The organism is Nocardia cerradoensis NBRC 101014 (genome assembly GCF_000308535.1).
In the GTDB taxonomy this organism is placed as follows: Bacteria; Actinomycetota; Actinomycetes; order Mycobacteriales; family Mycobacteriaceae; genus Nocardia; species Nocardia cerradoensis.
The window spans coordinates 1-18,667 of record NZ_BAFW01000111.1; the positions used below are offsets into that span (position 1 = coordinate 1).

Consider the following 18,667-nt stretch of genomic DNA (forward strand, 5'->3'; position numbering starts at 1 on the left):
ACGCGGTCGCGCGGCTCATCGCCTTCTACGCCTCCACCCCGGCCTACCGCCCGGTCCTCGACGTCGAGGCTGGGTGAGGTGCAACCCGAACTCAACGCCCTGTCGAAGCAGGGCCGCTACGCCGAGATGCGGGCGCTGATCACCGAGCCGATGGTCCGCACCATCGCCCTGGCGGGGTCCCCCGCCGACTGTGCGGCCCAGGCCCATGCCCGCTTCGGCGACTACGCCCGCGACATCTGCTGCTACTTCCCGGGTTACGACCCCGCGTCCGACGCCGTGGCCGAATTCGTGGCCCGGTTGCAGTCCTCGGGGTAACCGATAGAAATCTACTTCTCATTCAGTGGAAACTGGATTCTCACATGTCTATTATGTGATTCACCGCACTCAGGCCGCAGCGAGCCGACGCACGGGTGGCGGTGAAGGAGAAGAACTACCCATGGCAACCGCGACCACCAGCGTCGAAAGCCCCGATGACAACGACACCGGACGCCTGGAAAACGCCTCCACGCTCCGTGTCGTTCTCATCATCGTGGCGATCGTCGCGAGCACCGAGATCGTCCCGTTCCACTTCACGTTCATCAGTCTCAGCGCCCGCTTCATCGGTGAATCCTTCCCCGAGCAGAACGCCGGCCAGCTCACCTGGCTGACCACGCTGTACTCGCTGATCGGCGGCGTAGCGGTACCGGTCTTCGGCAAATTGTCCGATCTGGTCGGCAAGAAGAAGATCATCCTGTTCTGCCTGCTGCTGTCGATCCTGGGCTGCCTCATCGACGCGCTGACCTCGAACTGGACGCTGATGCTGCTCGGGCGCGGACTGCAGGGGCTGGCCTTCCCCGCGATCTTCGTGTCCTACGGCCTGATCCGCGATCTCGCACCGCGCCGCCATCTCAACATGGCGATCGCCCTCGCGGGCGGCGGTACCGGTGTGGGCGCGATTCTGGGCCCCGTGGTCGGCGGCGTCCTCACCGACCACTACAGCTGGCGGTCACTGTTCTGGTTCTGCGTGATCTGGACAGTGGTGACGATTCTGCCGCTGGCGCTTCTGGTTCCCGAGACCAAACTGCGCGCCAAGGTCAAGATCGACCTGCTCGGTGCGGTGCTGCTCGGCGCCGGTATCGCCGGGGTGCTCATCTATCTCAGCAACGGCGCCACCTGGGGCTGGGGTGAACTGTCGGCGCTGGCCTGGCTCATCGGCGGTGTGGTGCTGCTGCTGGCGTTCTACGTGTGGGAGCTGATCACTCCGGAACCGATCATGGATCCGAAGTTGTTGCGGGCCCCGCGCTTCGCCGGAATTCTCGCCGCGGCCTTCCTGTCCGTGGGCGTCATGCAGGGCCTGTCCTACGCGATGGGCTATCTCGCGGAGACACCCGGTGGGGCCGAGGGCGAGGCGATCAAGAAGCAGATCGTCGACGGCGCGGCCGCCGAAGCCGCGAAGCAGGCCTCCGAGCAGATGCACATCCAGGTCCCCACATCGGCTGTCACCCCGTACTTCTCGGTGGAGGGCACCCTGCCCGGTTTCGGCCTGACGCTGCTGCAGTTCACCGTGCAGGCCATGCTGGGCCTGGCGCTGGTGTACGTGCTCGTCGCCCCGCTGTGCGGCTGGATGTCGACCCGGATCGGGTTGCTCAAGCCCTACCTCGCCTCGACCATCGCGTTCGTGATCGGCTGTCTGCTGTTCGCCCGTTTCCACGACAGCGTGTGGCAGATGGCACTGATCGCCCTGATCATCGGTGTCGGCGCGGGTGCGTATCTGGGCACCCTGCCCAATATGGTGGTGGAGGCGGTGCCGCAGGAACAGCAGGGCATCAGCGCCGGAATGTACGGCGCCTTCAACAGTTTCGGCACCGCGGCCGCCACCGCCGCCGTCGCGGCGGTCATGTCGGCCAATCCGCTGATTCTGCACATCAACGCTCCCGGACACGTCGAGGAACGTAAACTGAACACCGGTCCGTTGGCGCAACTGCCGGACGGCGCCGCGTATACGAACATCTTCTACGTGTTCGCCGGCGCATCCGCCGTCGCCTTCGTCCTGGCGCTGCTGTTGCTGCGCTACTACAACCGGCCGAGCACCGGAGGTACTGCCCACTGAGTCGAAACCCGTTCGCGCCGTAGTAATCCGCATCGGGCCACAGGAGGGCACATGACCGGCAGACTCACCGACCGAGTCGCATTCGTCACCGGGGCCGCCCGCGGCCAAGGCCGCGCGCACGCGGTGCGGATGGCGCGCGAGGGTGCCGACATCATCGCCGTCGACATCGCGGGACCGCTACCGCCCTGTGTCCCTTACGATTCCGCGACCGGCGCGGATCTGGCCGAGACGGTCCGCCTCGTGGAGGCGACCGGCCGGCGGATCCGCGCCGCGGCGGTCGACACCCGCGACCTCGACGGCCTGCGCAAGACCGTCGACGAAGGGGTGGGCGACTTCGGGCGGCTCGACGTCGTGGTGGCCAATGCGGGGATCGCGGTCCCGGAACCGTGGGACGCGATCACCCCGCAGTCCTTCCGCGACGTCATCGACATCAATGTGACCGGCACGTGGAATACCGTCGCCGTCGCGGCGCCGCATCTCGTCGAGGGCGGGCGCGGCGGGTCCATCGTGCTGATCAGCTCGGCGGCGGGGATCAAGATGCAGCCGTTCATGGTGCACTACACCGCCAGCAAGCACGCGGTCGCCGGAATGGCACGCGCGCTGGCGGCCGAACTCGGCAGGCACGCCATCCGCGTGAACAGCGTGCATCCGGGGCCGGTGAATTCGGCGATGGGAACCGGCGAGATGGTGACCCGGCTGGGCGCCGCCATGGAGACCAATCCGCAACTGGCCCACATGATGACGCCGTTCCTGCCGACGTGGGTACTCGAACCGGAGGACATCGCCGACACCGTCTGCTGGCTGGCCTCCGACGAATCGCGGTATCTCACCGCGGCGGCCATCCCGGTGGATCAGGGCAGCACCCAGTACTGAAGTGGTTGGGAGAGAACAGATGAGCGACTTCGACAGCAACGGACCGACCCCGCGGCTCACCGCGCCGCTGTGCCGCGCGGCGCGACTGCTCGGCGACGAGGTGCGCGCCGTCCTGCTGCACAGCCCCCGCCCGGTCTTCCTGTTCTACCTGGCCCAGACCTTCGACCAGCTCGAGGCCGACCTGTCCTCGGGTCGCCCGCCCGGTCCGGCGACCCCGGCCCAGCAGTTGTGCCTGCATCTGATGCTGGCCCAGGCCGAAGGGCAGGTGCCGGCGGAGGAGCTGTCCCGGGCGCGGCGCCGGCTGCTGCGCCACGACACCGGCGAAATTCTGGCCGAGGTGCGCGCGGTCGCCGGAAAATCAGGTGGCAGTTACGATTTCATCGCCCTGGGTGATGTGCTGGCCGCGGGCGGGATGGGCGCCTTCTTCGCACCGTTCGAACCCTCCGACCTGGCCGCCTGAAACCGGGCCCATGCGATGTCCGCCGACCGGCCGCGCACGTCCCTGCGACGCTTCCACGCACTTGACGTCTCCGATCCGACGTTCTGGCACAACGACTTCCGAACCCGCGACCGAACCTTCGCAACGTTGCGATCGGAACCCGGGCTGAGCTGGCATCCCCCCGTCGAGTCGATCTTCCCGCACGAGGAGCGCGGCTACTGGGCGGTCACCCGCCACGCCGACATCCAGCACATCAGCCGCCATCCGGAGATCTTCTGCTCCCGGATGGGGATCAGCATGGATCCGATGCCGGCCGAGATGCAACGCGCCATCTCGTTCTTCCTGACCATGGATCCACCCGAACATACCCGCTATCGCAAACTGATCAGCGTGGCGTTCACGCCGAAACAGGTGCGCCGCATCGAATCTCAGATCCGCGCCAACGCGGCCGCCGTCGTCGACGAGCTCCTCGCCGACCTACGGGCCCATGGCACGGTCGACTTCGCGGCGACCTACGCCAAGAAGCTGCCGATGCGCACCATCTCCGACATGATCGGCCTGGACCCGGTGGACCGGGAACCGGTGGCCTTCGCGGCGGAGAGCCTGTTCAGCACGACCGACGAGGAGTACGCGAGCCTGGCCGAACGCGCCCCGCACCTGATGACGCAGCTGTCGGTGCTCACCGGTGCGGGTATCGACCTCGCGCGGCGGCGGCGCGACCGGCCGCGCGAGGACCTCATGTCCGGAATCGTCGCCGCGGAGGTCGACGGGCACCGGCTCACCGACGAGGAGATCGGCGCGTTCACGGTGCTGCTCGGCTCGGCCGGCAACGACACCACCAAACAGGCGAGTTCGCACGCCCTCGCCGCACTGGCCGCACATCCCGAGCAGCGGACCTGGTTGCTGGCGGATTTCGACGACCGCATCGACGGCGCGGTCGAGGAATTCGTGCGCTGGGCGACGCCGGTGATGCATTTCGCGCGGCACGCGACCATCGATACCGAGGTCGCCGGGACGCCCGTCGCGGCGGGTGAGAAGCTGGTGCTGTTCTACTGTTCCGCCAATCGCGATGCGACCGTTTTCGACCGGCCGCACGACTTCGACCTGTCCCGCTCCCCCAATCCCCATGTGGGTTTCGGCGGTCCGGGACCGCACTTCTGCCTCGGCAGGCAACTCGCGAAAATGGAACTGCGCCATCTGTTCCGGGAACTGCTGACCCGACTGCCGGAATTCCGTGTGGGCGAACCGGACTATGTGCACAGCGATTTCGTGCACGGCGTCAAACGCCTGCCGCTCAGCCTGCGCTGATGACGGAGCGGCTCAGCTGCCGGATTCGCGGCTGAGCCCGCGCATCAGCAGACCCCAGGCGCGCCGCGCGGTGGCCTGACGCGCCGGAAGTTCGGTCTTGATCAGTACGGCCGCCAGCATGGCCAGCGCCGTCACGACATCCTCGGCGGTGAGTTCCGGGCGCAGCGAGCCGCGCAGATCGGTATCGGACAGTTTCGCGCCGATCAGGTCGACGAGCCGGCGCGACACCTCGAACAGCCGCGGATCGTCGAAGCCGGTGGGGTCGATGGTGGCGATGAATCCGGCCGAGACCGCGATCTGGTCGACGATGAAATCCAGCAGATCCACCGCCGTGGTCCCCGGCCGGTTCGCCACCTCCTCGATGGCGACGACGTTGTCGTCGAACACCGCCAGAATCATCGATTCCCGGGTCGGGAAGTGCCGGTACAACACGCCCGGGCCCACTCCCGCCGCGCGGGCGATCGAGTTCAGCGGTGCGTCGAAACCGTTCTCGGCGAACACCTCTCGCGCCGCGCGAACCAACGCCCGTCGGTTCGCCGCGGCGGCCTTCGGCCCTCGATTGGCCCGGGGTGACGCGGTCATCTGACCGACGTTACCGCACGCGTTCCACGACTCGGCACGGCGGACCGATGCCGCCGTTCGCGCCCGGTGTCCTTCGGCGCGTGCGGATTTCACGAAGCGGAACCGCCACCACCTCGATGGGAACACGTTGCAGTTGACGAGACGAGCTCGGTCGTACACACTGCCCTAGCAACCGGAGACTATTGTCCGGTTGGTTTCGGTCACACTCGCCGGGCGCGCACCCTGTTTTCGCATCCTAGGCGAACCACGCGACCGATGTTACGTACCTGTAGGTCTTGATGGAGAGTGCATGACCCCGATGAAGCGACGCTCCTTTCTGCTCGGCGCCACCGCCGCCGGACTGACTCTGGCCACCGCGGCCACCGCGAGCGCCCAGCCTTGGATGACCACCGGGCGACGACAGACGTCGGTCCCGCTGACCAGGGAAGATCATCGGGTCGTCATCATCGGCTCCGGATTCGGCGGCGGCGTCAGCGCGCTACGACTGGCCGAGGCCGGTGTCGACGTGCTGGTCCTCGAACGCGGTATGCGCTGGCCGACCGGCCCCGATGCCGACACCTTCCCGCATCCGTCCCGGCCGGACCGGCGCATGCTCTGGTACCGGTCCGCTCCCGAGGTGCTGGGCGTGCCGGTGGCGCTCGAGCCGTACCCCGGCCTGCTCGAGGCGGTCGTCGGGGAGAACATGACCGCGGTCTGCGCCGCGGGTGTCGGCGGCGGCTCGCTGGTGTATCAGGGCATGACGCTGCAGCCGACCGAGGCGACCTTCTCCGAGGTCTTCCCCGCCGAACTCGACTACGCGCTGATGGCGCGGGAGCACTATCCCCGGGTGGCGCGGATGCTGGGCACCGGCGTGGCGCCCGACGAGCTGATCGACAGCCCCACCTATCTGCCCTCCCGGGCGTTCGCGCGCAACGTCGGCGCGGCCGGCTACGAGCTGTCGAAGATCCCCATGCCGATCGACTGGAGCTTCGCGCTGCGCGAGGTGCGCGGCGAGATGAAACCCTCCTACATCAACGGCGACTGCGCGCTCGGGGTGAACAACGGCGGCAAACATTCCGTCGATGTCACCTATCTGGCCCGCGCCGAGGCGACCGGCCGCGCCACCGTGCGAACCCAGCACGAGGTCACCGATGTGGCGCGGACGCCCGACGGCCGCTGGCAGATCAGCGTGGATCGGATCGACACCGCCGGGCGGGTCGTCGAACACCTCGTTCTCACCTCGAACGCGCTGATCATGGCCGCGGGCAGTATCAACACCACCAAGCTGCTGCTGCGGGCCGCCGCGAAGGGACAGATCGCGGATCTGCCCGACGGCCTCGGTGGGCAGTGGGGCAACAACGGCGACCGGATCTTCACCTGGACCAGCGCCACCGACGATTTCGGCACCGCCCAGGGCGGGCCGGTGGTCTACGGCAGCAAGGAGTGGGACGACCCGGCCATCGCCAATACCGTGATCCAGGCGTCGATTCCGCCGGCCGGGGTGGACGCGCATTCGACCATGCTGGTCGGATTCGGAATCACCGACGGCCGGGGACATCTCGCCTACGACGCAGCCACCGACGACGCGAAGCTGTACTGGCCCGCCGACGCCGACGCCGCCCTGCAGCAGCGCATCGCCGCGCGCGTCCATGCCATCGCTGGACCCGGCTCCACGGTGTTCGACACCAATGCCGCGGCCCCGAGCACCTGGCATCCGCTCGGTGGCGCGCCCATGGGCACGGTCTGCGACCTGGAGGGCCGAGTGCACGGCACGCGCGGGCTCTACGTTCTCGACGGCGCCCTGATCCCCGGCAGTACCGCGGCCTGCAATCCGTCGATGACCATCGCCGCGGTCGCCGAACGCGCGCTCGACCGCATCGTCGCCACCGATATCGGCACCGTCATCTGAGGCGCGGGGCCGGGGCACCGGCGCCGCTGCGCCGCGCGGCCTCGGCTTCGATCCAGTCGCCGATCATGTGCGCCGTCATGTCGATGGCCTCGCGGCGCTGCTGCTCGTCGAATTCGATGGCCGAGGCCCGCAGCACCGCCGAGAAGCCGGTGTTGATCACGACGAAGGTCATCACGTCGTATTCGTGATCGTCGCCGGGGCCGAGCACCTGGATCAGCAGCACCTTGATCAGCAGGCGCAACCGCGGCTCGAATTCCGGAATGCCGCTGCTATAGAACTGCACCCCGGCGACCAGGGCGCGGACCAGCAGCGCGTTGGCCACCAGTTCCTCGGCGATCGAGTTCAGCAGGCGCGCGGTCAGCTCGTGCATGGTGGCGTCGGAGCGATCGAAAATGCTTTCGGTGGCGCGCTTTTCGATGTTCTCGAGCAGGCGCGCGAGCAACTCCTCGACGATGACGGTGCGATCGGAGAAGTAGCGGTACACGGTCCCGATGCTCATACCGGCCTCGGCGGCGATCCGGTTGGTCGAGGTGTTGGCGATGCCGCGCTCACCGAACAGCCGGGCGGCGGTGTCGAGAATGTGCTCCCGGGTCGCCTTGGCCCGCTCCTGGGTGGGCCGGCGACGCTGCCCGGCGGCTTTCGACGCCATCACCTACTCCTGCCTGGTCTTCGCCCGAGGACCGATCGCCGATCCTAGCCCGGCGCACGGCCCCGCGGAGACCCGGGAAAGTTCCCAAATTATTTTCTCCGGCCGGGAAAAAGCGGCTACGCTCGACATGCGGCGCGCTCGCCCAGTGTTGTGCGACGCGTCGTGCCGACCGCCGCCTTCCGAGGAACAGCGAGGCCACCCATGGCAGATTCCGGTGAGGCCGTGGTCGCTGCGGGGCGTCGCCGCGGGCGTCCGCCCCGGCTGAACCGCCGCCGCATCCTCGCCGCCGCCCGCGATCTGGAGCCGGAGAATCTGACCATGCAGGCGGTGGCCGATGCGCTGGGCGTGCATCGCAAATCGCTCAACTATCACGTCAGCGATCGCCAAGGCCTGCTCGAACTGGTCGCGTTCGACGCGTTCGACACGCGGTTCGGCCGGGTCGATCTGCCCGAGCGCGCGGACTGGCGCGAATTGCTGCGATTGTTCGGGCACGCGGTCGTCGACGCCTTGGTGCAGGTCGGTGCGCTCATCGCCTACGTCCGGTTCGACGGGAAGGCGGGGTTGTCGGCGCTGCGACTGGTCGAGCGAACCATGGCGGCGCTGGTCCGCGCCGGACTGGACACCAGCGAAGCCGGGCGCACGCTGAAACTCGTTGCGGCAATGGCCTATTCGGCCGCGCGCGAGGCGCTCGACGCCGGCGGCGGGCCGATCGACCCGCAGGCGGCCGCGGTGCGGCGCACGCTGGGCAACGAGCCGGGATTTCCGCTGCTGCGTGCGGTCGCCGCCGCTCGCGAGACCGACGGGCGCGTGGGTGAGCAGTTCGAATTCGATCTCGCCCTGATCATCGAGGGACTGGAACGGCGACTGGAAATCCGGCACGGCGCGGGCGCACCGGCGGCGCCCGGGAGGGCTCCCGGCCGGCCCTGACCGCGCAGGAGCGGGTCAGTTCTCCTTGGCGCGGCGGTCCACGGCCTCGGCGAGGTAGTCGCCCAGTTCCTCCCGCAGCACGCGATCCAGCGACCGTGCCAGGGTGTTGTTCACCGCGGTGACGGCGAGACCGCGCAAATGAGTGAGCATCTTGGCGGTTTCGGCGATCTCGTCGTCGGTGTCGGGCAGCCAGCCGGGGCCGTGCGCGTCGACGATATGTTCCTTGGCCGCCGCCATCATGTCGTGGGCGATCTCGTCGAGGCGTCCGCTGACGGCCGCCTGCAGATCGGCCAGCCGGCCCAGCCGGAACCCGTAGCCGTGCAGTTCCGCGAAGTTCTCGAGCAGCTGCGGATCGGTGAATTCGACTGTCTCCGTGCCGATCCGGGCCAGCCCGAGTTCGGCGAGACGTTCCAGGATCGCCGGATCGGCCGCCTCCTCACCGAGGAAGGTGTCGATCAACTCGCGGGGCACCTGAAGCGTCTCGTCCTGCTGCCCCCAGGCGGCGGTGACCGCGTGCTGCAGTCCCAGGATCTCGGTGAGGTCCTTCCCCGTTTCCCAGCCGGTGATGAAATCGGCGATATGGGCGGTGGTGAACCCGCGCTGCAACAGCACGTCGATGATCTTCAACCGCTCCAGATGGGAGTCGTCGTAGATCAGCGCACGCCCGATCCGGCGCACCGGCGGCGGCAGCAGGCCGCGCTCCTGGTAGGCGCGCACATTGCGGCTGGTTGTGCCTGCGGCACGGGCGAGTTCATCGATGCGGTACTCCGCCATCCCGTTCTCGCCCACCCTTTCCTCGTGCCGGACGCCGACCCGCGTCGCACCCGCCCCCGGCCCCTGTGAGCAGCTCGGGCGCCACGCATCGTGTCGACATTAGCCCAACGAGGTCACCGCCCGATCGGCGACGGGCGCGCGCCCGCCGCCCCGCCCGGGGATCAGCACATAGTCGCGCGGATCGACCGTGGCGAGCTGACCGGTGAACTGACTGCCGAAGCCCGGGAACATGGTCGCGTTGAACCCGTCCTCGGTGAGATACCAGCTGCGGCACCCGGAATTCCAGGTGGTCGCCCGCAGCCTGCGCTGCAGGCGGTGGTTGTAGCGGTCCTGCCGGTCGCGGCGCACCTCGAGCGAATGCAGATTGCGCTCGAGCAGCATGCCGATCGCCGCCGCGAGATAGTCGATCTGCGCCTCCATGTACACCAGCGCCGAATTGTGCCCGGGGCCGGAATTGGGTCCGAAGGTGAAGAACAGATTCGGATAACCGGCGACGGTCACACTCTTGTACGCGTATGCGCCCCTTCGCCATTCGTCGTCGAGCACGCGCCCGCCCCGGCCGGTGATCGGAATCGGCGCACCGGCCTTGGACACCTCGAAACCGGTGGCGAACACGATGCAGTCGAACCGGTGCTCGATCCCCTCGGCGGTGCGGATTCCCGCGGGCGACATTCCCGCGATCGGCCAGGTGACCAGTGTGCAGTTGTCGCGCTGCAGCGCCGGGTAGTAGTCGCTGCTCATCAGCAGCCGCTTGCATCCGGCGCGGAAGTCGGGCGTCAACTGCCGCCGCAACCACGGATCACGGACCTGGCTGTGCAGATGGGCCAGGGCTACCGATTCCACGATCCGGGTCAGCGGCGTATTCCACACCACGCCCAGCGCCACCGATTCGTGCCCCCAGAACCAGGCCTGCCGGGCAAGCTGCTCGGTGCGCGGCAGGTGCCGGTACAGCTGCCGGGTCAGGCCGGTGGTGTGCCGGTTGATCCGCGGCAGGACCCAGCCCGGCGTGCGCTGGAAGACCTTCACCGACCCGGCCCGTTCGACGAGTTCCGGGACGATCTGCACCGCACTGGCGCCGGTGCCGACCACGGCCACCTTCTTGCCGGTGAAGTCGTAGTCGTGATCCCAGCGGGCGGAGTGGATCATATGACCCTCGTAGCTGTCGCGCCCCGGGATGTCCGGCAGGCTCGCGTTGGCCAGCGGTCCGGACGCGACCACCACCGAGCGGGCCCGCACCGGTGCGCGACCGGCGGCGAAGGCGATCTCCCATTCCCCCGCCGCCTCGTCGTAGGTCAGTCCGGATACGGTGTGCCCGAAGCGAATCGAATCGCCGAGTGCGAACCTCTCGACCATCGCATCGATGTAGCCGAGGATTTCGGCACTGCCGGAGTAGGTCTGCGACCAATCCGGATTCGGCGCGAAGCTGTAGGAGTACAGCCGCGAAGGGATGTCGCAGGCCGCCCCGGGATAGGTGTTGTCGCGCCAGGTGCCGCCCACGCGCCGGTCCCGTTCGAAGATCGCGATATTCGTGATTCCGCGCTGCCGCAACCGGATCGCGGCGCCGATCCCGGCGAATCCGGCGCCGACGATCGCGACGTCCAACACGGTGTATCGGCCCGTGTTCATGCGACCGGCTCGTAGGTCAGTTCCTTCGACCAGGTCGGCTGCGCGGGAAGCACCCGGTCGGGGATGCGGGCGGTCACCTTCACCAGCACGTCGGCCAGCAGGTGGTAGGGGTGGTCGCGGTTGACCACCCAATCGCTGTGCATCTTGACGATGCGGTACATCGGCACCCGGTTCACCACGGGCGTGCGCTCCCCGACCGCCTTGAACCGGCGCATCGCGGCATACAGTTTGTCCTCGTCGACACCCATCGCGACGATGTTGTCGCGCATCTTGTTCAGCAGCGGCACATAGCTGAGCACACCGATCATCAGCGAGGGCTTCGCCCAGCCGCCGACCAGGTCGATCGCCAGTTTCCGGGCGGTGGCGTGCCCGAGCAGTTCCATCACTGCGTAATCGGTGGCCAGATGCCGGGATTCGTCGGAGTTGATCTTGCGGAACACCTCCTGGGCGACCGGATCGGCGATCTCGTCGGTGACGAATTTGATCAGCGCGCCGTCGAGGGCCACCTCCAGCATCGGGATCACGGTGCCCAGAAACGACAGCGACATGCCGTCGGCGTATTTGTCGAGGAAGTCGATGACCAGCTTGACGTTGATATTCGGTTCGGGGATCTCGTCGCCGTCGAGCATGCCCCAGCGCCGCATCAGGGCCAGTTCGGCATTGGCGTGGCGTTGTTCCTCGGCGTGGAAATACCGGTAGATCTCGCGCAGCGTCTGCGTCGGGGCCTTCTTCGCCATCGCCGCGAAGCCGCGCGCGCCGACGTTCTCGATCCACATCAGATCCGCCATGAACGGCGTCAGCTTGGCGTGCAGGCCGGGGTCGATGAGTTCCGCACCCGGTGCGTCCCAGTCGATATCGGCCAGTGCCCACTGCCGGGACTTGATCTTGGCCAGCATATCGTCGAAGTCCAAGGACATGTCAGGCTCCTGTCTTCGCGCTGCCGGCCGGTGCCGGAGCCGAATCGTCGTGCGGCAGCACCCGGTTCAGCACGCCGAGGGCCCGGGTGTAGGTGGCCGGGAAATGACGTTTGAGATGCCAGACGACCACCGCGTCCAGCTGCGGCAGCACATGCAGGCGGCCGCGCTCGTGGGCGTCGAGGGTGATGCGCGCGACGTGGTCGGGCGAGAAACCGGTCCAGCGCATCAGTTCGGTGGCCAGCCGGGCCGATCCGGCGGTGATGCGCCCGTCGCGGGCGACGTTGGTGCGTACGAAGGTCGGGCACAGCACCGTCACGGCCACGCCGGTGCCGGACAGTTCGGCGGCGAGGGTTTCCGACAGCGACACCACGGCCGCTTTGGAGACGTTGTAGGGCGCCATCGCGGGCGCGGCGGCGAATCCGGCCGCCGAGGCCACGTTGATGATGCCGCCGCGGCCGGCGCGGCGCAGTTGGGGCACGAACAGTTCGCATCCGTGCACCACGCCCCACAGGTTGATGCCCAGCGCCCACTGCCAGTCCTCGAAGCCGATGTCGCCCACCGGTTTTCCGCCGATGCCGACACCGGCGTTGTTGATCACCAGGGTCGGCGGGCCGCCGAAGATCGAGACGCTGTGGCGCGCCAGCGATTCCATCTCCGCGCGCTCGGCCACATCGCAGCGAAAGGCGTGCGCGCGGCGGCCGTGGGTGCGATCGATGAGCGCGACCGTCTCCTCGGCGCGGCCGAGGTCGATATCGGCACAGATCACCTCACCCCCGCGCCGGGCCAGCTCCAGCGCGAAGGCGCGCCCGATGCCGCTGCCGGCCCCGGTGACGACGGCCTTCGCTTCGTAGGTGCGGTCACCACCGCCGATCACCGACCGCAGCGCCGCACTCGCCCCGGCCATCGCATCCACGATCCACATCGCTATCCCGCCTCTCGGGCACTCGAGACCGGTTGTGCCGCACGGGATCGTGCGAGCACACCGGTGATGAAGGCGGCCGCGCGGCGCAGTGCGGCGCCGGCCTCCGGTACGGCCAGCGGCAGCGCCTGGAAGACGTGGATCTGGCCGGGCCACACCTCCAGTTCGCACGGCACGCCGGCGGCGCGGGCGAGATCGCGGAGGTGGTGGGCGTCGTCGGCGAGCATTTCCGCGCCGCTCACCTGAACGAACAACGGCGGCAACGCGATTCCGGCCGGGATGCGCAGCCGCAGCCGTGGCGAATCGCCGGGTTCGTCGCCGGTGTACAACCGCACCGCCGCGCGGCCGGTGCGCGCGGAGGCCATGGCTTCGGTGGCGCGGCGTTCACAGTTGCGGGCCAGTTCGAAGGACAGATCGATCAGCGGTGAGAACAGCACCGCGCCGGCCGGCTGCGCGCGGCCGGTGCGCGCATTGTCGAGCAGCAGGTCCATACACAGATGCCCCCCGGCCGAGTCACCGCCGATCACCAGGTCCGCGGCCCGGTAGCCGTGGGCCAGCAGCCAGCGGTAGCCCTCGGCCACATCGTCGGCCGCGGCGGGAAAGGGGTGTTCGGGCGCGAGCCGATAGTCGACGACGAAGACCGGGAGTCCGGTGGCGCGAGACAGTCGCGACGCCAGTCCGCGATGGGTGCGCGCCGAGCAGATGACATAGCCGCTGCCGTGCACGTAGTACAGGGCTCGATCGCCGTGGGCGACTCCGGCCGCGCGTACCCATTCCCCGCGCAGCGAACCCGAACGAACCTGTGTCACATGGGTTCCCGGCAGCACCGGTCCGCACAGGGCCATGATCGACGCGACCAGCCCGCGGGCGGCGGCGATGCCGAGCGGATTCGCCGGCAGCAGGCAGTTGATCGGCCGTACCCCGTACCGTCCCGCGGTCAGCGCCAGCCGCGCACGCAGCGACGGTGACGACGGGACCGGTGCGGTGGCCGACGGCGAGGTCTCCGTTGACCTTCTCGTCTCCATGTACCGAGCATCAGCTACCTATGTGCCATTTGTCAATGGCAGATAGCATCGGCGGTCGCGAGAGGGCTGCGCCACCTCCGTGACCAGGGCGCCGAGCATGTCCCGCGCGATTTCGGCATGTTCGCGCAGATCCGGAGAAGCCTCGGCCGCGGCGAGTTCGACGATGGTGTTCAGTTCACCGAAGGCCACCACGAGGCGGCGCAACGCGGCGCGCTGCTGGGCGGCCGAGAGGCCGTTGATACTCACATCCGAGGGATCGCACCGCCGGATGTTTCGTTACGGTGCCCACCGATCCAAGAGCACGCCGGCCGGACCGAGGCTCAGCATGCCGGTTCCCGCTCCCAGCAGTTCGCCGCGCGCCGGGCTCAGCGCGCGGTGCACGTGGCGCGCGGTCTCCCGGTCCGCGACACGATCGGCAGCGATTCCCAGTAGCGCCCAACGCAATTCGGCCAGATGGTCCGGCGGCGGAGCAGGCGCCGCACGCAGCAGCTCGTGAGCGTGCCCGGGTCGCAGCAGCGCGGCGACGTAGGGGGTGTTGGGCCCGAAGTCGACCGCGGCGAATTCGGCCGGATCGCGGCCGGCCCGCAGCGCGAGGCACAGGCGGGTCAGCGGCGCGAGACCGGCTGCCACACCGGGCATTCCGCAGCCCGGCAGGGTGGCGAGTGCGCGGTCGTAGGCGTCCGCCACCTCCGGCTCCGGCCGGTCGGTGAGCACGGTGCGCAGCGCGCGGTACCAGGTGGTGAACACGCCGACCAGGTCGCGCTCGTAGCGCACCGCGAACCGGTCGGCCGCGGCGGCGTGCTCGTCGGCGGCGGCCACGTCACCCAGTGCGGCCGCGGCCTGCATCGCGACGAGATGCCCCAGGATCAGGTAGGTCGACAGGTCGTGCCGGCTCGACAGGGTGACGAGCTCATGTCCGAGCCGCGCCCGCATCGGCCACCGCCCCGGGGTGTGGAAGGACTGCAGGAATCGGGCGTCGAGCGCGAGTACGAGCACGGACGGATCACCCAGGTCGCGAGCGATGCGTTCGGCGGCGCGGGCGGCCTCGGCACCGGACGTGCCACGGCGGCCGCGGGTTTCGACGGCGAACAGCGCGAGCAGCCGGGCGCGCAGCGCGGGCGCGGACTCGGCGTCCAAGCGTTCGAGGGTGGTGCGGGCGGCCTCGGCCACGCGCGCCGACCGGGCCGGGTCGTCGAGTACCGACCAGACGCCGGGGACCTCCATGCGGGTCAGCGCGGTGGCCGTGAGTTCGGGATCGTCGATCGCGGACAAGTCGTCGATCGCGCGCGCCCGGCGGTCCTGGGCGGTCATCAGACCGGTCGCGTCGGTGAGGGCCAGACCACGCAACAGGTCGGCGGAGGAGGTGAGGCGGCTGCGCGGGCCGAGGGCACCGGAGGCGGCGACGGTCTCACGCCACAATCGGTGCTCACCCAATTCCGTATCCGCGGTGAGGATTTCGCGCTCGAGGGCGATCAGTTCGGCGCTGGGATCCAGGCCGGCCTCCGCGCCGAGCCGGGTGCGGGCCCGCCGCAGTGCCGCCAGCGCGTCCTCCCGCCGCCCGGCCTGCCACAGCCCGCGCGCCTGCAGCAGCCAGGCCCGTTCGCGTGCGGGATGGGCGTGCAGATGCGTTTCGAGTTCGGCGACGGCCTGTTCCGGCCGCCCCTGCCGGATACGCGCCTCCGCGAGCATTTCCACTGCGGCCGAACGGAGTTCACCGAGTTTCGCGGCTTCTCCGCGCGCCCACCGGTAGTCGCCGTAGGCGTCTCCGCGCCACAGCGCGAGGGCCGTCTCCAGCGTCTCGATCCGCAGGGGCCCGGCCTGATTCGCCGCCGCGCGGACCAGATCGTCGAAGGACCAGGCGTCGACATGGTCGCGTGGCACTGTCATCCGGTATCCGGTGCCCTCGGTGACGATCACGCGGGAGGGGGTGCGCGGCGCGCGGCCGGGTTCCAGTGCGCGCCGCAGTGCGGCGACGAAGGTGCGCACGGCGGCGACCGCTCCCGGCGGCGGCTCCTCCCACAGGTCTCCCACCACTGCCGGTACCGGCACCACCCGTCCCCCGGCGGCGATCAGGCGGGCCAGCACCTCGGCGTGGCGGGGCCCGCGCAGCGGCAGCGGTGTCCCGTCCGCGGCGACGGCCCGCACCGGGCCCAGGACACCCGCCCACGGTGCCGCATCGGGATCGCTGAACTGCGCACTCATCGGTTGCTCATTCCCGCCGCCGAGTATCGATCGCGCACCGAACCAGCCTAGAGAAGGGATCATCACCGCATGTCCGCACCCACCGTCCCCGGTTTCGACTACGACCGCGTTCGGGTCGCCGAGGATGTCGCGTTGTCCGTGGCACACGCCGGCTCCGGAACTCCGATCGTGCTGTTGCACGGCTTCCCGCAGACGCATCTGATGTGGCGTCACGTCGCCCCGGCGCTGGCCCGCGAGCACACGGTGCTGTGCCCGGATCTGCGCGGCTACGGCGACAGCGGCAAACCGGTTGCCGCCGGCCCGGACACCTACGCCAAACGCACGATGGCCGCGGATGTGATCGCACTGGCCGACCACTTCGGATTCGATCGGTTCGCGCTGGCCGGCCACGACCGCGGCGCCCTGGTCGCGATTCGCGCCGGACTCGACCGTCCCGATCGGATCTCCCAGCTGGCGGTGCTGGATGTGCTGCCGACGCCGGATATGTGGGATGTCCTGCACGGCCACACCGCCGCGGTGGCGTTCCATCTGTATCTGATGGCCCAACCGCCCGGGCTGCCCGAGCGGATGATCCGCGCGAGCGCCGACGACTTCTTCGGCCACTTCCTCGACGCCTGGTGCCTGCACCCCGGGGCGATTCCCGATGACGTCCGCGCGGAATATCTACGGGCATGTGCGGGCGCGGTCGATTCGATCGTCGCCGACTACCGCGCCTCGGCCACCATCGATCTCGACCACGATCGGGCCGACCGCGCCGCCGGACGGCGACTCACCATGCCCGTCACCGTGATTCAGCAGGATTGGGGCGCCGCCCTCGGATACGACGCCGCCGGTATCTGGCACGAGTGGGCGGCCGATCTCGACCACCGCACTCTCGCGCTCGGGCATTTCATGGCCGAGGAGGCGCCGGACGCGGTGGTCGAGGTGATCACCGATCTCCTGCGGCGCTGACGACCGAAACCCTTGCCGCACCGGATATTTCACCGCCGCCCAGCCCCGTTCCCCGCGTATCGGATGCGCGCTCGCCATATCGGGCACGTACAGTGCGCGGTATCGGACGAGCGCAGGCGAGGGGGCCGTAGAGGTGAGCAGCGACAGCCGGGCCGGTGAGATACGCGGCGGCGCCGAAGCGGACACGCGCACCGGCGCGGTGACGATGGCCGACGAACGCCTCGGTGTCAACGATGCCGTCGCCGCCGTCCTCACCCGCTGGATCGGGTCGATGCCCGCGCTGTATCTGGTGCTGATCGGATTCAGCACCTGGATGGCGCTGGCGACCTGGGGGCCGTTGCGCCCGGTCGACCCGTATCCGTTCCCGTTCCTGCTGTTCGTCGACAACGTCGCCCAGCTGATCCTGTGCCTGGTGATCCTGGTCGGGCAGCGGGTGCTCAGCGCCGCCGCCGACCGCCGGTCGGTGCAGACCTACGAGAACACCGAGGCGATCTTCGCCCAGGTCGCGGATCTGCAGGCGCATCTGGACCACCACGACCGCGCCCTCAGCCGGGGACTGAGCCTGCTCGAATCGACGCCGCACCCGTGGATCGAACGCCACCGGGTGCAGCCGCCGCCGCAGGCCGCCGACCAGGCGGTCAGCACCAACGACCGGATCGCGGTGTGGCTGACCGAGCGGCTGGGCAGCGTCTGGGGCTTCTACCTCGCGCTCGGTTCGCAGATCCTGTGGGTTGTGCTGGCGCAGGCGGGAATTCAGCGCGTGGACCCGTACCCGTTCGCCTTCATGGCATTTCTGTCCACGCTCGCCCAGCTGGTGTTCATGATCGTGATCATGGTCGGGCAGGACGTGCTCGGACGCACCGGTGACCGTCGTTCCGAGCAGACCTTCCTCGATGCCCAGGCTGTCCTGCACGAATGCCGGCGGATGAAGGCCCGGCTGACCGCACAGGACCGGGTCATCGACAGCCTCACCGGATACGTCACCAACCGGGTCAGCGAACAACTCGGCCGAGCCCTGCACGAGACCAGCGAACGGGTCGACCATCAGGCCCGCGCCCACACCGTCATGACCACCGGTGAGGCGCCGGCCGACGCCGCCGCCCTGCGTCACTGGAACGAGCTCAGCGACCAGGCGCGCCGGACCTATCGGCTGCAGGCCCGCGGGATCGGCGAGGATCTGGCCGCGATCGGCTGCTTCATGGTGCCCGCCTTCGATCCGGCCTTCGCGGTCACCTTCGACGACGACGAGATCGGGCTCCTGGCACGACTCGACTACGAACGCCGGATCGCGGATCGGCGCGCCCTGCTCGGCGGGTCCGCACACCCCGATCCCGACGACGCCGAACCGCTGCCGTGGGCGGAGCTTCCCCAATCCGCGCGGATCCGCTACCTGCAGGCCGCGCGGCGCATTCCGGTCATGGTCTCCGGCGCCGGCTTCCAGGTGCTGCGCAGCACCCCGGCCCGGGTCCGCGGCGGCGCCCACGCCGACCTGACGTAA

18 protein-coding genes and 1 pseudogene are annotated in these 18,667 nt (G+C 69.1%); 9 read left to right on the top strand and 10 right to left on the bottom strand.

Annotated elements, in window-relative coordinates:
* The first annotated feature begins 78 nt into the window (after nt 1-78).
* The 5 genes from ON23_RS11795 to ON23_RS11815 all read left to right on the top strand — a co-directional run bounded on the left by ON23_RS11795 (nt 79) and on the right by ON23_RS11815 (nt 4,709).
* Nucleotides 79-315: a hypothetical protein gene (locus ON23_RS11795; RefSeq protein ID WP_039778146.1), complete on the top strand. Its 237-nt coding sequence runs from the start codon at nt 79-81 to the stop codon at nt 313-315.
* 121 nt (nt 316-436) lie between these two features.
* On the top strand, nt 437-2,089 hold the full coding sequence (locus ON23_RS11800; protein WP_039778147.1) for an MFS transporter: 1,653 nt from the start codon (nt 437-439) through the stop codon (nt 2,087-2,089).
* A 51-nt stretch (nt 2,090-2,140) separates the two neighbouring features.
* Nucleotides 2,141-2,962 (top strand): mycofactocin-coupled SDR family oxidoreductase, encoded by an 822-nt coding sequence (locus ON23_RS11805; RefSeq protein ID WP_039778148.1) that lies wholly within the window; start codon nt 2,141-2,143, stop codon nt 2,960-2,962.
* Nucleotides 2,963-2,981: 19 nt separating this feature from the next.
* Nucleotides 2,982-3,422, top strand: a complete 441-nt coding sequence (locus tag ON23_RS11810) for a hypothetical protein (RefSeq protein WP_039778149.1) — start codon at nt 2,982-2,984, stop codon at nt 3,420-3,422.
* A gap of 15 nt (nt 3,423-3,437) precedes the next feature.
* Nucleotides 3,438-4,709, top strand: a complete 1,272-nt coding sequence (locus ON23_RS11815; RefSeq protein WP_051042470.1) for a cytochrome P450 — start codon at nt 3,438-3,440, stop codon at nt 4,707-4,709.
* A gap of 12 nt (nt 4,710-4,721) precedes the next feature.
* Here the strand turns inward: ON23_RS11815 and ON23_RS11820 are convergent, their stop codons facing one another.
* Complete coding sequence (locus ON23_RS11820) at nt 4,722-5,291, bottom strand: TetR family transcriptional regulator (RefSeq protein WP_039778162.1); 570 nt, start codon at nt 5,289-5,291, stop codon at nt 4,722-4,724.
* A 289-nt stretch (nt 5,292-5,580) separates the two neighbouring features.
* Here ON23_RS11820 and ON23_RS11825 point away from each other — a divergent pair, with 289 nt between their 5' ends.
* Nucleotides 5,581-7,179 (top strand): GMC oxidoreductase, encoded by a 1,599-nt coding sequence (locus ON23_RS11825; protein WP_039778150.1) that lies wholly within the window; start codon nt 5,581-5,583, stop codon nt 7,177-7,179.
* On the opposite strand, the gene ON23_RS11830 is transcribed toward ON23_RS11825, so the two are convergent.
* Nucleotides 7,172-7,828 carry a TetR/AcrR family transcriptional regulator gene (locus ON23_RS11830; protein WP_051042473.1) on the bottom strand — a complete coding sequence of 219 codons (657 nt, stop codon included), beginning with the start codon at nt 7,826-7,828 and terminating at the stop codon, nt 7,172-7,174. The two genes, ON23_RS11825 and ON23_RS11830, sit on opposite strands and share 8 nt — an antisense overlap.
* 201 nt (nt 7,829-8,029) lie before the next feature.
* On the opposite strand from ON23_RS11830, the gene ON23_RS11835 reads away from it, so the two are divergent.
* Nucleotides 8,030-8,755 carry a TetR/AcrR family transcriptional regulator C-terminal domain-containing protein gene (locus tag ON23_RS11835; RefSeq protein WP_051042477.1) on the top strand — a complete coding sequence of 242 codons (726 nt, stop codon included), beginning with the start codon at nt 8,030-8,032 and terminating at the stop codon, nt 8,753-8,755.
* A gap of 15 nt (nt 8,756-8,770) precedes the next feature.
* Here the strand turns inward: ON23_RS11835 and ON23_RS11840 are convergent, their stop codons facing one another.
* The 8 genes and pseudogenes from ON23_RS11840 to ON23_RS39960 form a co-directional block, all read right to left on the bottom strand.
* The gene (locus ON23_RS11840) at nt 8,771-9,544 is read right to left on the bottom strand and encodes a MerR family transcriptional regulator (protein WP_306307119.1); all 774 of its coding nucleotides are present in this window, start codon (nt 9,542-9,544) and stop codon (nt 8,771-8,773) included.
* Between the two features lie 84 nt (nt 9,545-9,628).
* Nucleotides 9,629-11,155, bottom strand: coding sequence for a flavin-containing monooxygenase (locus tag ON23_RS11845; protein ID WP_039778151.1), 1,527 nt, complete (start codon nt 11,153-11,155; stop codon nt 9,629-9,631).
* Entirely contained in the window at nt 11,152-12,072 is a 921-nt protein-coding gene (locus tag ON23_RS11850; protein ID WP_039778152.1) for a ferritin family protein, read from the bottom strand. Before ON23_RS11850 ends, ON23_RS11845 begins: the two co-directional genes overlap by 4 nt.
* Before the next feature lies 1 nt (nt 12,073).
* Complete coding sequence (locus tag ON23_RS11855; protein WP_051042500.1) at nt 12,074-12,976, bottom strand: SDR family NAD(P)-dependent oxidoreductase; 903 nt, start codon at nt 12,974-12,976, stop codon at nt 12,074-12,076.
* A 20-nt stretch (nt 12,977-12,996) separates the two neighbouring features.
* Nucleotides 12,997-14,016: an alpha/beta hydrolase gene (locus tag ON23_RS11860; RefSeq protein ID WP_051042480.1), complete on the bottom strand. Its 1,020-nt coding sequence runs from the start codon at nt 14,014-14,016 to the stop codon at nt 12,997-12,999.
* Nucleotides 14,017-14,034: 18 nt separating this feature from the next.
* Nucleotides 14,035-14,262, bottom strand: a complete 228-nt coding sequence (locus ON23_RS11865) for a hypothetical protein (protein ID WP_039778153.1) — start codon at nt 14,260-14,262, stop codon at nt 14,035-14,037.
* Between the two features lie 30 nt (nt 14,263-14,292).
* Complete coding sequence (locus tag ON23_RS11870) at nt 14,293-15,903, bottom strand: ATP-binding protein (RefSeq protein ID WP_420847567.1); 1,611 nt, start codon at nt 15,901-15,903, stop codon at nt 14,293-14,295.
* 9 nt (nt 15,904-15,912) lie between these two features.
* Nucleotides 15,913-16,194: pseudogene (locus tag ON23_RS39960) on the bottom strand (AfsR/SARP family transcriptional regulator); the annotation flags it as partial.
* A gap of 93 nt (nt 16,195-16,287) precedes the next feature.
* Here ON23_RS39960 and ON23_RS11875 point away from each other — a divergent pair.
* Entirely contained in the window at nt 16,288-17,169 is an 882-nt protein-coding gene (locus ON23_RS11875) for an alpha/beta fold hydrolase (RefSeq protein WP_039778154.1), read from the top strand.
* Between the two features lie 133 nt (nt 17,170-17,302).
* Nucleotides 17,303-18,667, top strand: coding sequence for a DUF1003 domain-containing protein (locus tag ON23_RS11880; RefSeq protein ID WP_039778155.1), 1,365 nt, complete (start codon nt 17,303-17,305; stop codon nt 18,665-18,667).